We start from the raw sequence: 13,972 nt of genomic DNA, 5'->3' as shown, positions 1-13,972 counted from the left end.
ATGCAGCGCCGGGGAAAGTCCGGCAGCCGCATAACATAAAGAAACAGGAGGAAATGAAATGATATTTCACGCATTTTTAATAAAATACGCAGAAATAGCCATCAAGGGTAAAAATCGATATCTGTTTGAAGATGCCCTTGTGAAGCAGATGAATATTGCTCTTTCTAAGATAGAGGGCGATTACCGCGTTGTGAAGGAGCAGGGCCGTGTTTATGTATTCTGCCCAGAGGAATACGATTTTGAGGAGGCTGTAGCTGCATTAAAAACAGTATTCGGTATTGTTTACATCTGTCCGGTTGTGATTTACGAAGACAAAGGATTTGAGCAGATGCGCGCTGACGTTGTAGAGTACATGAAGAATGTACATCCGGATTATCACGGCACCTTCAAGGTATATACAAGACGTGCAAAGAAGTCCTATCCGGTAAATTCCATGGAAGTAAGTGCAAGAATCGGTGAAAGCATTCTGGATGCTTTTCCGGAGGCAAAGGTGGATGTACATCAGCCTGAACTTACTGTTTCTGTTGAGATCCGTGAGAAAATTTATGTATATTCCAAGAGCATTAAGGGACCTGGCGGAATGCCGGTTGGAACTAATGGAAAGGCAATGTTGCTTCTTTCCGGCGGAATTGACAGCCCGGTGGCAGGATATATGATCGCAAAGCGAGGCGTTAAGATTGAAGCCGTTTATTTCCATGCTCCGCCATATACCAGCGAGCGTGCGAAACAGAAGGTTGTGGACCTGGCGAAGCTGGTGGCAAAATACAGTGGACCGATCAAGCTTCATGTAGTAAATTTCACAGATATTCAGCTGTACATTTACGATCAGTGTCCACATGATGAGCTTACTATCATTATGCGTCGTTATATGATGAGAATTGCAGAGCATTTTGCAAAGAAGGATAACTGTCTTGGACTTATTACCGGTGAAAGCATTGGACAGGTTGCAAGCCAGACCTTGCAGAGTCTTGCAGCGACGAATGAAGTGTGCACATTACCGGTATACCGTCCGGTGATTGGGTTTGATAAACAGGAAATTGTAGAGCGTTCTTGGGAGATTGGAACTTATGACACTTCTGTTCTTCCATATGAAGATTGCTGTACTATTTTCGTCGCAAAGCATCCGGTTACAAAGCCGAATCTGAATGTGATCCGCAAGTCAGAGGAGAAGCTGGCTGAGAAAATTGATGAACTGATGGAAGCGGCACTTAGCACTGCAGAAGTGATTGAGATCCAGTAAAAAAGTCGAAAAGCACTCAGAAACTGCATGAAATCATCGAAAAAAAAAGAGGAACTGTGAACAGTTCCTCTGACAATCGAATATTTAATTATTCAACTGTATATTTGTCGATGATTTCCATAACGCTGTCAAGAGCAGCTCCGTCAGCATGGATATTGAGGTCGATCGGTTTGGATAAATCCAGGCTGAAGATACCCATGATAGATTTAGCGTCAATCACATATCTTCCGGATACCAGGTCGAAGTCGCAGTCAAATTTGCTGATCTCGTTTACAAATGCTTTCACTTTATCAATAGAGTTAAGTGAGATTTTTGCTGTTTTCATTGTGATATAACCTCCCTTGGATTGTTAGTAGTTTGCTTTACAGTACTCATATTACCTGTAGGCAGGATAAAAGTCAAGGTGAAAAAAGAGAAAAAATGGCAGCAGAATTAGTGAAAATGTATAAAAAATTTACAACATTACTGTGTACTGGTAATATTCCGCGGGATGCTTTTCGTGAATGAAATTTACAGAAGATCCGGGAAGTGCGGCACGAAATCACGTATTTGCATGAATTCTGTGCACCGCGGAGAAATTATCCTGCATGGTGTGGACAGTACTAGTTTTGGAGGAAAAAATGAAAAAAAAGGTTGCATTACACAATCTTGGATGTAAAGTAAACTCTTATGAGCTGGAAGCTATGCAGCAGCTTCTGGAACAGGCAGGGTATGAAATTGTACCTTTTGAACCAGGTGCTGATGTTTACGTAATAAATACCTGTACGGTAACAAATATTGCAGACCGTAAGTCCCGTCAGATGCTTCACAAGGCGAAAAAGATGAACCCGGATGCGGTGGTAGTAGCAACAGGATGTTATGTACAGACTGACGAGGGAAAACTGGAAACGGACGAAGCAGTAGATCTGGTACTTGGAAATAACCAGAAAAAAAATATTGTGGAAGTTCTGGCTGAATTTGAAAAAGAACACCAGCGTCAGGCTCATATTATTAAGATTAACCAGACAAAGGAATATGAAGAACTGGAAATCAGCCGTACAGCTGAGCATGTACGTGCTTATATTAAGGTGCAGGATGGCTGCAACCAGTTTTGCACCTATTGTATCATTCCCTACGCAAGAGGCCGCGTGCGAAGCAGGGAAAAAGAGAATATTTTAAATGAAGTGCACAAGCTGGCCAAAGCTGGCTACAAAGAAGTGGTGCTTACAGGAATTCATCTCAGTTCCTATGGAGTGGATTTTCCTGAGGACAAAAAAGAAACTTTGCTTTCTCTTATTCAGGCAGTAAATGAAGTGGAAGGAATTCAGAGAATCCGCCTTGGCTCCCTGGAACCGGGAATCGTCACAGAAGAATTTGCAAAAGAACTGTCTTCTATGTCAAAAGTCTGCCCTCATTTTCATCTTTCCCTGCAGAGCGGATGCGATACGACTTTGGAGAGAATGAACAGACGATACAGAAGCGCGGAGTATAAAGCAAGATGTGAACTTCTTCGCAATTATTTCGGAAATCCGGCGCTGACAACAGATGTGATTGTAGGCTTTCCAATGGAAACAGAAGAGGATTTCCAGGCCTCTTATGATTTTGTGAAAGATATTCATTTTTATGAAACCCACATTTTTAAATATTCCCGTCGCCATGGAACTAAGGCTGCGGCTATGCCCGGGCAGCTGACAGAGGCAGAAAAAGCTGTGAGAAGTGACAAAATGCTGGAGCTGCACCAGAAGCGTGCTGCAGAATATGAGATTTCTCTTCTTGGAAAGACTCTGGAGGTACTTCTGGAGGAGGAAGTGGAGATTGATGGAAAAGCGTATTATCTGGGACATTCCAGAGAATATGTGAAAGTGGCGGTGCTGAAAACGGAGGAATACGGTGTAAATGATATTCTGGCGGTGAAAGTGGAAAAAACTTTGCAGCCACATATTCTGCAGGGAGAAGAAATACAGGTTCTGTAGGGCGTGGCCAGTAACATAATTATTACTGTTCACTGGTAACGTTCCGCGAGATGTTTTTTGTGAACAAAGTTCACAGAAAACCCGCGAATCTCAGCGCGAAGCGGGTTACTGGGCAGGTCGTGACCAGTAACCACACAATTGCGGAAATGACAGGCAATGCAAAATTAGGATTGTAATTTACACGTAATTATATTAAAATAAAAAAGAAATAATCGTAAGGACGTGAGAAAAATGGCAGAAAATAATCTGGGAAGTACACAATATTTCAGAACAAAACCAGATCAGGAGCTTGAAGTAAAAGAAATCCTGGACCTGGTTTACAACGCAATGGAAGAAAAAGGCTATAATCCTGTGAATCAGATCGTAGGTTATATTATGTCCGGTGATCCGACTTATATCACCAGCCATAAGGGTGCCAGAAGCATGATCATGAAGGTTGAGCGTGACGAACTTGTTGAGGAATTGCTGACCGAGTATATTAAGAACAGATCCTGGGAATACTGATTATGAGATTAATGGGATTAGACTACGGTTCCAAGACGGTGGGCGTTGCCGTCAGTGATCCACTGGGACTTACCGCACAAGGTGTGGAGACTGTCTGGCGCAAGCAGGAGAATAAGCTTCGCCAGACGATGGCACGGATTGAAGAACTGATTTCGGAGTATCAGGTAGAGCGTATTGTACTTGGATATCCGAAGAACATGAATAATACTGTAGGCGAGCGGGCGGTGAAATCTCTTGAGTTTAAAGAAAAGCTGGAGAAGAGGACTGGCCTGCCTGTTGTGATGTGGGATGAACGACTGACTACGGCAGAAGCGGAGCGTACTTTGATGGAGACCGGTGTCAGACGTGAGAACAGGAAGCAGTTTCTCGATCAGATGGCTGCGGTTTTGATCTTACAGGGATACTTAGACCGAATGAATATGAATAAGGACGAAAATAATGGAGAAAATTAAATTTCAATCTGAGGATGGGATTATAGAATTTTTTGTGGAAGAACAGACTACAGTTGCAGGAATCACTTATCTTCTGGTTTCCGATTCACAGGACGATGAGGCAAATGCCTATATTATGAAAGATGTTTCAGAAGAGGGAAGCGAAGAAGCCAGCTATGAGATGGTAGAAGATGATGAAGAACTGGTGGCAATTTCCAAAGTATTTGAACAGATGTTGGACGACGTAGATCTTGAAATGTAATAATTTGCTGGGCAGATCGTGAACAGTGATGCGAAATCATGCTTTGCATGTTATTTTGTGCATCGTGAAGCGTGTAACTGTGAAGTTACTGAACAGTTACCAGCCGAAACAAAATAAAGTCGCTTTATCCTGGTAGCGTGAGTTTGGAGGATAAAGTGCGCAAAATGGAGGATAGATTGATTGAAGACGGAAAATGAAATGAACAACAACGGGCAAAGGACTCCGGCAGCCGGAAACGGAACAAGAAAACCAAATTTCAGACATAAAAATTACAGATATAAGGCACAGCCGAAAAAGGAAGGAAAAGATGGTCAGAAACAAGGACAGGATAAGCAGACTAAGGGGAATTATAAACCTCAGTTCCGCGGTCAGGGCAAGCCTGCCTTAAAGAGACCACGTAAAACTAACAATGGCTCCAAGCTGAAGATCATTCCACTTGGTGGTCTGGAGCAGATTGGAATGAATATTACAGCTTTTGAGTATGAAGACAGTATAGTGGTAGTAGACTGCGGACTTGCTTTTCCAGAAGATGATATGCCGGGAATCGATCTTGTAATTCCGGATATTACCTACCTGAAAGAGAATATTTCCAAGGTGAAAGGATTTGTGATCACCCATGGTCATGAGGATCATATTGGTGCGCTTCCATATGTACTGAAGGAAGTAAATGCACCGATCTACTCCACCAAACTGACTCTTGCGCTGATCAGCAACAAGCTGAAAGAGCATAATCTGACTAAGACTACCAAGTTAAAAGAAGTAAAACACGGTCAGGTGATCAATCTTGGTGATTTTGCTATTGAATTTATTAAGACGAACCATAGTATCCAGGATGCATCTGCACTGGCTATTTATTCTCCTGTGGGAATCGTGGTACACACAGGTGACTTCAAGGTGGACTATACCCCTGTATTTGGAGATGCCATTGATCTGCAGAGATTTGCGGAAATCGGACGAAAAGGCGTTCTTGCCCTTATGTGTGATTCTACAAATGCGGAACGTCCGGGCTTTACCATGTCTGAGCGCACAGTTGGTCATGTTTTTGACAATCTTTTTAATGAATATAAGACTGCAAGAATCATTATCGCAACGTTTGCTTCCAATGTAGACCGTGTACAGCAGATCATCAATACCGCATACCGCTTTGGACGTAAAGTGGCAGTAGAAGGCCGCAGTATGGTAAATGTTATTACCACTGCCGCAGAACTTGGCTATCTGCGTGTTCCTGACCAGACTCTGATCGAGATCGACCAGGTAAAGAACTATCCGGATGAGCAGCTTGTTCTGATCACTACAGGAAGTCAGGGCGAGTCCATGGCTGCTCTTTCCCGTATGGCTGCTAATATCCACAAGAAGATTACCATTAAACCTAATGATGCAATTATTTTCAGCTCTCATCCGATTCCAGGTAATGAGAAGGCTGTATCCAAGGTTATCAACGAGCTTTCCATGAAAGGTGCAAAGGTTATTTTCCAGGATGCACATGTATCCGGACATGCCTGCCAGGAGGAGATTAAGCTGATCTACTCCCTTGTGAAGCCGAAATATGCAATTCCGGTACATGGTGAATATCGTCATCTGACTGCCCAGAAGCTTGTTGCAGAGGAACTTGGATATTCCAAGGACAATATTTTTATTCTGAAATCCGGAAATGTTCTGGAGATTGATGAGAATAGTGCGGCTGTTACTGGTTCCGTACACACAGGTGCAATTCTTGTAGACGGTCTTGGAGTCGGAGATGTTGGTAATATTGTACTTCGCGACAGACAGCATCTTTCCGAAGATGGTATTATGATTGTTGTCATGACATTAGAGAGACACAGCAATGTGGTACTGGCAGGACCGGATATTGTTTCCAGAGGTTTTGTGTATGTAAGAGAGTCAGAAGACCTTATGGATCATGCAAGAGAAGTGGTGGAGCTGGCTCTTGACGGATGTCTGGATAAAGGTATCACAGACTGGAGTAAGATTAAGGCAGCAGTGAAGGATGCACTCAGCGACTACGTATGGAAACGTACCAAGAGAAGTCCGATGATCCTTCCAATCATTATGGAGGCATAAGCAGAGGCGCGATGAACGAGATAAAAGACTGTATAGATGCACTTCTTGCAGCTGTACAGAACAGTGAAGAATATCAGGAATTTGAGAAATACAGAGATCTTCTGAAGGAGAACCCGGAGCTTATGGACCGTGTGAATGCATTCAGAGGAAACAATTTCAGACTACAGAATGAAGCAAACAGAGATGAGCTGTTCCGGGGAACGGAGCAGCTCAACAGAGAATCCAGGGAGCTGCGCAGAGATCCCCTTGTAAACGCATTTCTTGATGCGGAGCTTGCTCTTTGTAAACTTGTGCAGAAGATATGCAGGACACTTACAGAGGGAATCAATCTGGACATTCCTGAGTTATAAGGAGGAAACATGGGTAATACAAGAGATCAGGTGGGAAAAGCAGGGCTTTTTGTAGCTGGTGGAATTTTTCGTACTGCTTTTTACGTCTGTGTTGCAGTGCTGATTTTCTGGATTGGCAAGTCGGCCTATCAGTTTGGCTACAATGTTTTTAACCAGCAGGCAGTCAGCCCGGGAGCAGGTCAGGAAGTGACAGTTGTGATTCCGGAAGGCTCATCCACGTATGATGTAGCCAAGATCCTGAAAAGCAAGGGACTGATCGACGACAGTCTGGTGTTCTTTGCACAGGAGAAACTTTCTACATATAAGGGACAGATGCAGGCTGGAACTTATCTGTTAAGTACAGCTTACACTCCTACACGTATTATGGGTATTCTTGCTGGTGATGAGGAGCAGACTGGTGTTACGCAGGATAGTGCCACAGCAGCTGATACAGCGGCCCAAACAGATACTCAGACTACAGATGCAGGAACTGATACAGCTGATACCCAGAGTGCAGATGGTACAGCAGATACTCAGGCAGCTGATGGAACTGCAGGGGAAGGAGAGTCCGGACAGTGATCGTAGAGGAGAGAATGCGCACTTACATCAATTCTCTTGATATGGGGAATACTCCTTTTCTGGAGGAACTGGAAAAAGAAGCACTTGCAGGAAGGGTTCCCATTATCCGCAAGGAAATGCAGAGCTTTCTGAAAATGTTTCTTGCAGCAACCCGGCCGATGAAAATACTGGAGGTCGGAACGGCAGTAGGTTTTTCCACTCTGCTGATGTGCGAATATGGACCTGAGAATCTGAAAATAACAACAATTGAGAATTATGAAAAAAGGATCCCTATTGCCAGAGAGAATTTCAGGAAGGCAGGACGGGAATCCCAGATAGAGTTCCTTACCGGGGATGCAGGAGAGATCCTGAAAGAACTTACTGGAACTTATGATCTTATTTTTATGGATGCTGCCAAGGGGCAGTATATTAACTGGCTGCCGGATGTGCTTCAATTAATGCATAAGGGCAGCGTTCTTGTTTCTGATAATGTTCTTCAGGAAGGGGACATTATCGAATCCCATTATCTTGTAGAGAGGCGCAATCGTACCATTTATAAGCGCATGCGTCAGTATCTCTATGAACTGAAACACAATCCGCTTTTGGAGACCTCCATTCTTCCGTTGGGAGACGGGGCATCCATCAGTGTAAAGAAAGAGGAGTTATATGCGTAAACCAGAATTATTAGTTCCGGCAAGCAGTCTTGAAGTTCTGAAGATTGCCACGGTTTTCGGAGCAGACGCTGTTTATATCGGAGGAGAGGCTTTTGGTCTTCGAGCCAAGGCCCGCAATTTTTCAAAAGAAGAGATGGCTCAGGGAATTGCATTTGCTCATGAGCATGGTGTAAAAGTCTATGTGACAGTGAATATTCTTGCGCATAATTATGATCTGGCTGGTGTAAGAGAGTACCTGAAAGAGCTTAAGGAGTTAAAACCGGACGCCCTGATCATCGCTGACCCTGGTATTTTCACCTATGCCAAGGAAATCTGTCCGGAGATTGAGCGTCATATCAGTACCCAGGCAAATAATACAAACTACGAGACTTATCGCTTCTGGTACAAGCTTGGAGCGAAGCGTGTGGTAACTGCCCGTGAGCTTTCTTTAGAAGAGATTCGCCAGATCCGTGCCAATATTCCAGATGATATGGAGATTGAGACTTTCATTCACGGAGCGATGTGTATTTCCTATTCCGGACGCTGTCTTCTCAGCAATTTCCTGGTAGGAAGAGATGCCAATCAGGGATCCTGTACACATCCGTGCCGTTGGAAATATTCCATTGTGGAAGAATCAAGACCCGGGGAGTATATGCCGGTTTATGAGAATGAGCGTGGTACTTACATTTTCAATTCCAAGGATCTTTGCATGATCGAGCACATGGATGACATTCTCACAAGCGGAATCGACAGTTTGAAGATTGAGGGTCGTATGAAGACAGCTCTTTATGTAGCAACTGTTGCACGTACTTACCGCAAGGCTATTGATGATTACCTGGAAGATCCGGCCAAATATCAGGCAAACATGTCCTGGTATCAGGAGCAGATCGCAGGCTGCACTTACCGTAAATTTACAACTGGCTTCTTTTATGGCAAACCAAGCGAGGAAGCACAGATCTATGACAATAATACCTATGAGAAGGGATATACCTATCTGGGATTTGCAGAAGCTGTAGATGAGAGAGGCTATGTGCAGATTACACAGAGAAATAAGTTTACAGTAGGAGAGATGATCGAGATCATGAAACCGGATGGAACCAATCTTCTGGTTCCTGTAAAAGCTATCTATGATGAGGAGGGCAATTCCGTAGAAAGCGCTCCCCATCCTCAGCAGAAGCTGTTTGTAGATCTTGGCGGTGGTGCAGAAGTTTATGATATTCTCCGCCGTAGTGAAGCATAAGTCTGAGAGCAATTCAGAAAATAATCATTACTGTTCACTGGTAACGTTCCGCGAGGTGTTTTTTGTGAACAAAGTTCACAGAAAACCCGAGAATTGCGGCGCGAAATCATGCGAATGCATGATTTCTGTGCATCGCGAAGCGCGTTACTGGTCACGGAGTGAACAGTAACAAATAAGCACAGGGGTAAAACTCGCAGAGCGTGTTTTACCCGTTTTCAGGAAAAAGCGTCCGCAATTTTTGCAGGGCGTTTTTTTCAATTCTGGATACATAGGAGCGGCTGATGTGAAGGTGCCTGGCGATTTCCCGCTGCGTCTGTTCCTTTTGCCCAAAGAGACCGAAGCGGCAGCAGATCACCTCATATTCTTTGGAAGACAGTACAGACTTCATGGAATCCAGTACATGACGGATATCTTCTCTGGTGGAATATTCTTCCACAACGTCCACTGCCGGTCCTTCCATTACATCCAGAAGACTGATCTCATTGCCTTCTTTGTCTGTACCAATGGGTTCATACAGCGAGATTTCCCGGGAATGCTTCTTGCGGGATCGGAATAACATAAGCAGTTCATTGTTGATACACTTTCCTGCATATGTGGACAGCCGGGCTGTTTTTGTGGAATCAAATGTGGAGATGGCTTTCATCAATCCAATGGTGCCAATGGAAATCAGATCGTCCAGTTCTACATCTGTTCCCTGATATTTTTTTACTACATGGGCAACAAGCCGCAGATTACGTTCTATGAGAATATTTTTTGCTTCCATATCGCCCCTTTGGTACTGCTGAAGATAATACTGTTCCTCGGCCATTGTCAAAGGTTTTAAAAATGTCTTCAAATCGCTACCTCAAAGGGGATTTCTATATAGTCTATGAAAAATACAGGCTTTAAGTGCCTGGCTGCCTTTTTTTACTGCGGAAAAAATCGCGGCAGGATTCTTTTTATATTTTACATTGAAATAAAGGGTGAAAATCATTATAATAATGTCAGAGTAACTGCCTGGAGCGTGTTTGAAAAAGGCTCTGGTTCGAAAGAGGCAGTGACAGCGAGTAACAGGATTACTGTTCAACGGCAATGTTCTGAGAAGCGTGTTGCTGTGAAGGTTGTGGACAGTAACAAGAACACGAAAGACGTAAGGTGAATGATTTTGAAAAAAAAGATCGAACAGCTTTTAAACGGAAAGTTTGAATATGAACAGCCCCAGCTCCTTTTTTCCAAGGAGAAGATTTCCCTGACCATGAAAGCAGGGGAGACGAAGAGAGGGGAAGTGTACGTTGGAACAGAGGATAATCAGAAGATCCGCGGTTATGTTACTTCTTCCAGCCGCCGGGTGGTGCCGGGAATGGACCATATTTCCGGAACTACTGTGCGCCTCCCGCTTGGAATTGATACGGTAGGACTTGCCCCCGGAGAAAATCTGAAGGGATGGCTGTGTTTTACTACAAATATTGGAGAGGCCCGTCTTCCTTTTGAAATTGAGATCGAGAAAGAGGAAATTCGCAGTTTTTCAGGTGTGGTAGGGAATCTGGATGAATTTGTAAAAGTTGCACGGGATGATTTTAAAGAGGCATTCCGTATTTTTAAAGACGCCAGCTTCGTCAGAATTCTGGAAAATGAGGATCAAAAGATCCAGACACTTTATTATGGTCTGTCCAGACAACCGGTGACGTATCAGCATTTGGAAGAATTTCTCATTGCCGCAGGCAAGAAGGAAAAAGTAACCATAAGTGCCAGAGAGGTGGGCAAAGAATACTATGAGCTGAAAGACTCTTTGAAAGAATCTTTTTACATTCAGAGAAGCGGATGGGGACATCTGCGCCTTGATGTGGAAGCTGTTGGAGATTTTCTGGAAGTTCCCCGCAAGGTGGTAACAGACGAAGATTTTATTGGAAGCCATTATGAAGTGGAATATCTGGTGCACAAGGAGAAATTAAGACAAGGCAATCAGTTTGGCAAAATTATAGTAAAAAGCCCTTATCAGGAGATTACTTATACCGTTGTTGCATCCACAAGTGGTAAACTGGATGTAGATATCCGCCTGACTCAGGAGAAGAGTAAACTGGATCTTCAAAAAGACTGTCTGGCCTACCTGTGCTATGAGACTGCTGTGGCAAGCTGTCTTGCGGGAAAGGAGAATCCAGGTGTCAACAGCTGGATGGATTTTTCCACCTGGAGTGCAAGCAGCCACTATATTCTGAACCAGCTTCACCAGTCCGGATGTGATTATCCGGAATACCAGATGTATGAGGCCTTTCTTCTTTACATGGAGAACCATCATGAGGAAGCAAGAGTTCTTCTGGAAAGCTATCAGGATAAATCCTATACAAGAGATGATCTGGAGTTTGCTGGAATTTATCTGTATCTGTGCACGCTTACCGGTTTATATAAGGACAAGGTTCACGCCCTGTCCAGAATCCGCAATTTTTACATGCAAAAAAGTGACAGTTTTCCGCTTTTATGGATCCTGCTGAAGCTGGATCCTGCATACAAGGAGACTCCGTCCAAGGCATTATTTGTGCTGGAAGAGCAGTTTGGCAAGGGCTGCAGGAGTCCGTTCCTCTATCTGGAAGCATGGAAGATCATCTGCAAGGACATGACTCTTCTTCACAGGCTGAACAGCTTCTGGGGGCAGGTATTCCGCTTCGCGGCAAGAAGAAACCTTCTTACAGAGGAGCTGGTAATGCGCCTTGCATATCTTTCCGGATATGAGAAAGATTATAACGAAAGTATTTATCAGGCATTGGCAAAGGGCTATGAACAGTATTCTTCAGAGGATACCCTGGAAGCCATCTGCAAATATGTGATGAAGGGAAACCCAAGAAAGACCGAATATTTCCGCTGGTTTTCCCTGGCAGTGGAGCATGGGCTGCGTCTTACAAGACTTTATGAGTATTATGTGGAGACTATGGACACTTCCAGACGGATTGAGCTTCCAAAGGCTCTTCTCATGTATTTTACTTACAACAGCGATTCCCTTGGAGATTCCAAGCGGGCATTTATTTATTCCTGCATTATTGCAAATAAGGAAAAAGAGCCGGCAGCATACCAGCGCTATATGTCAGGTATGCGGGATTTCGCCAGGAAAAAACTGGCTGAGGGCAAAATGAATGAGAGCTATGCTGTCTTATATCAGGAGTTTCTGATGGAGCCTCGCACAAAAGAGGCGGCAGATTCCATTGCGCAGAAAATGTTTACCCACCGCCTTTATTTTGATGATAAAAAAGTCCGCTATGTGATCGTTCGTCACAGTCAGATGGAATCAGAGGAGACTTATACCTGTGTTCAAGGCGTAGCTTATCCAAGAATTTATACAGAAGATGCTGCTATCCTTTTTCAGGATGACAAGCAGCGCAGATACAGTGCTACTGTAGATTACAGCTTGAAGAAGACCATGGATGAGGATGGGGCAGTGAGAAAAGTTCTTGCCCTTGGCGTGGACGAGCCAGGTGTGCTTCTTCATTATTGCGAAAGCCATGAACTGGACAAAGATAATCTGGATATTTTTCAAAGACTGGTCAAATCCGATGCTTTTTGCATGGAGTATAAGCAGAAGGTACGTCGCAGGATTCTGGATTATTATGCAGAGCATGTATTTGGCGAAGATCTGGATCAATATTTAAAGCAGATGGATTATCGGGAATACGCCCGTGTGGACAGGCAGAAGCTTCTGGTGGTCCTTATAAGCCGCGGCCTTTTTTCCCAGGCACAGGCCATTGTGGAGGAATTCGGCTATGAGGGCGTGGACATGCGAAGCCTTCTGAAACTGGTGAGCCGCATGATCGTGCGCTGCGACATGCTGGAAGATGAGGAACTTCTGGCTTTGGCATCTGATGTTTACAGAAATGGATTTTATGATGAGGTGATCCTCACATATCTTATGAAATATCGTTTTGGACCTGTGGATGAAATGTTTTCCATCTGGAAAAGTGCTGTGGGATTTGAAATGGATACCTATGATCTGGAGGAAAAAATCCTTCAGCTTCTTATGTTTACCACGGATTACCGCAAGGAGGGAGAGCATGTTCTGGAATCCTACATTCGCCATTCCGGAAGGGAGTGGATCGTAAGCGGATATCTGACCCATGTTTCCTATGGCATTTTTGTAAAAGAATACACCATGAGTCCTTTTGTGAAAAACTGTCTGTTGAATGCATATATGCAGAAATGGATGGTAAATGAAGTCTGCTATCTGGCTTTGTTTAAAGAGCTTTCCAGGGAAAAGAGCAGAAAAGAGGCTCTTCTTACCATAGAAAAAGAGCTTCTGAAAATGTGCATGGACAAAGAAATGGTATTTTCTTTCTTCCACAGACTTCCACCGGAAATTCTGAGCCTGTATCAGATGGATGATAAAACATGTGTGGAATATCACACCAGCCCGGAGGCGAAGGTAACCCTTGTATATGCTTTGGATACCGGACTTGGACGTGCGCTGGAATATAAGACAGAGCCTCTTAAGAATGTATATGAGGGTATTTTTACCAAGCCGTTTACCATGTTTTACGGGGAAATTTTGCATTATTATTTTTCAGAGGAATGTAATGGACAGACCAAAAGAACGCCAGAGCGGGTACTTGGAATGAGTAAGGTGGAAGGTACACCATTCAGCAAGTACCAGATGATTAATCAGATTTTGTCTGCGCGGAAACTGGACAAGCATCATGAGGTGAAACAGGGACTGAAGCAGTATTTCCGCCAGGAACAGTATGTAAAAGAAATGTTTGTCATTACAGAAGAGGACTGAATAT

Annotated in this window: 13 protein-coding genes; 11 read left to right on the top strand and 2 right to left on the bottom strand. The window is 43.8% G+C overall.

The annotated features are described in order from the left end of the window. The first annotated feature begins 58 nt into the window (after positions 1 to 58). Entirely contained in the window at positions 59 to 1,240 is a 1,182-nt protein-coding gene (thiI, locus tag LIZ66_RS06455; protein WP_195379283.1) for a tRNA uracil 4-sulfurtransferase ThiI, read from the top strand. An 88-nt stretch (positions 1,241 to 1,328) separates the two neighbouring features. Here thiI and LIZ66_RS06450 read toward each other — a convergent pair whose 3' ends face one another. Beyond that, complete coding sequence (locus LIZ66_RS06450; RefSeq protein WP_021925019.1) at positions 1,329 to 1,565, bottom strand: HPr family phosphocarrier protein; 237 nt, start codon at positions 1,563 to 1,565, stop codon at positions 1,329 to 1,331. Positions 1,566 to 1,860: 295 nt separating this feature from the next. Between LIZ66_RS06450 and mtaB the strand changes: the two genes are divergently transcribed. From mtaB to LIZ66_RS06405, 9 genes are all read left to right on the top strand, one after another. Then, positions 1,861 to 3,192: a tRNA (N(6)-L-threonylcarbamoyladenosine(37)-C(2))-methylthiotransferase MtaB gene (gene mtaB, locus LIZ66_RS06445; protein ID WP_118578550.1), complete on the top strand. Its 1,332-nt coding sequence runs from the start codon at positions 1,861 to 1,863 to the stop codon at positions 3,190 to 3,192. Between the two features lie 231 nt (positions 3,193 to 3,423). After that, positions 3,424 to 3,696: an IreB family regulatory phosphoprotein gene (locus tag LIZ66_RS06440; RefSeq protein WP_021925017.1), complete on the top strand. Its 273-nt coding sequence runs from the start codon at positions 3,424 to 3,426 to the stop codon at positions 3,694 to 3,696. Between the two features lie 2 nt (positions 3,697 to 3,698). Next, positions 3,699 to 4,148, top strand: a complete 450-nt coding sequence (gene ruvX, locus LIZ66_RS06435) for a Holliday junction resolvase RuvX (RefSeq protein WP_118578548.1) — start codon at positions 3,699 to 3,701, stop codon at positions 4,146 to 4,148. Continuing rightward, complete coding sequence (locus LIZ66_RS06430; RefSeq protein ID WP_118578546.1) at positions 4,135 to 4,389, top strand: DUF1292 domain-containing protein; 255 nt, start codon at positions 4,135 to 4,137, stop codon at positions 4,387 to 4,389. The genes ruvX and LIZ66_RS06430 overlap by 14 nt, the downstream gene beginning before the upstream one ends. Before the next feature lie 198 nt (positions 4,390 to 4,587). After that, the gene (locus tag LIZ66_RS06425) at positions 4,588 to 6,450 is read left to right on the top strand and encodes a ribonuclease J (protein WP_226815527.1); all 1,863 of its coding nucleotides are present in this window, start codon (positions 4,588 to 4,590) and stop codon (positions 6,448 to 6,450) included. Between the two features lie 11 nt (positions 6,451 to 6,461). Further along, the gene (locus LIZ66_RS06420) at positions 6,462 to 6,800 is read left to right on the top strand and encodes a YlbF/YmcA family competence regulator (RefSeq protein WP_195477047.1); all 339 of its coding nucleotides are present in this window, start codon (positions 6,462 to 6,464) and stop codon (positions 6,798 to 6,800) included. 9 nt (positions 6,801 to 6,809) lie between these two features. Then, entirely contained in the window at positions 6,810 to 7,358 is a 549-nt protein-coding gene (locus tag LIZ66_RS06415; protein WP_118578542.1) for an endolytic transglycosylase MltG, read from the top strand. Beyond that, positions 7,355 to 8,011 carry an O-methyltransferase gene (locus LIZ66_RS06410; RefSeq protein WP_195477050.1) on the top strand — a complete coding sequence of 219 codons (657 nt, stop codon included), beginning with the start codon at positions 7,355 to 7,357 and terminating at the stop codon, positions 8,009 to 8,011. Before LIZ66_RS06415 ends, LIZ66_RS06410 begins: the two co-directional genes overlap by 4 nt. Next, a complete protein-coding gene (locus LIZ66_RS06405; RefSeq protein WP_195477053.1) occupies positions 8,004 to 9,230 on the top strand; it encodes a peptidase U32 family protein in 1,227 nt (408 codons plus the stop codon). Before LIZ66_RS06410 ends, LIZ66_RS06405 begins: the two co-directional genes overlap by 8 nt. A 205-nt stretch (positions 9,231 to 9,435) precedes the next feature. Here LIZ66_RS06405 and sigK read toward each other — a convergent pair whose 3' ends face one another. Beyond that, positions 9,436 to 10,065: an RNA polymerase sporulation sigma factor SigK gene (sigK, locus tag LIZ66_RS06400; RefSeq protein WP_148461293.1), complete on the bottom strand. Its 630-nt coding sequence runs from the start codon at positions 10,063 to 10,065 to the stop codon at positions 9,436 to 9,438. Between the two features lie 309 nt (positions 10,066 to 10,374). On the opposite strand from sigK, the gene LIZ66_RS06395 reads away from it, so the two are divergent. After that, complete coding sequence (locus LIZ66_RS06395; protein WP_227200686.1) at positions 10,375 to 13,968, top strand: DUF5717 family protein; 3,594 nt, start codon at positions 10,375 to 10,377, stop codon at positions 13,966 to 13,968. Positions 13,969 to 13,972 lie beyond the last annotated feature (4 nt).

Origin of the sequence: Blautia faecis (assembly GCF_020554845.1) — a bacterium.
GTDB classification, from domain to species: domain Bacteria; phylum Bacillota; class Clostridia; order Lachnospirales; family Lachnospiraceae; genus Blautia_A; species Blautia_A faecis.
This window is presented reverse-complemented; position numbering and strand designations above follow the sequence as displayed.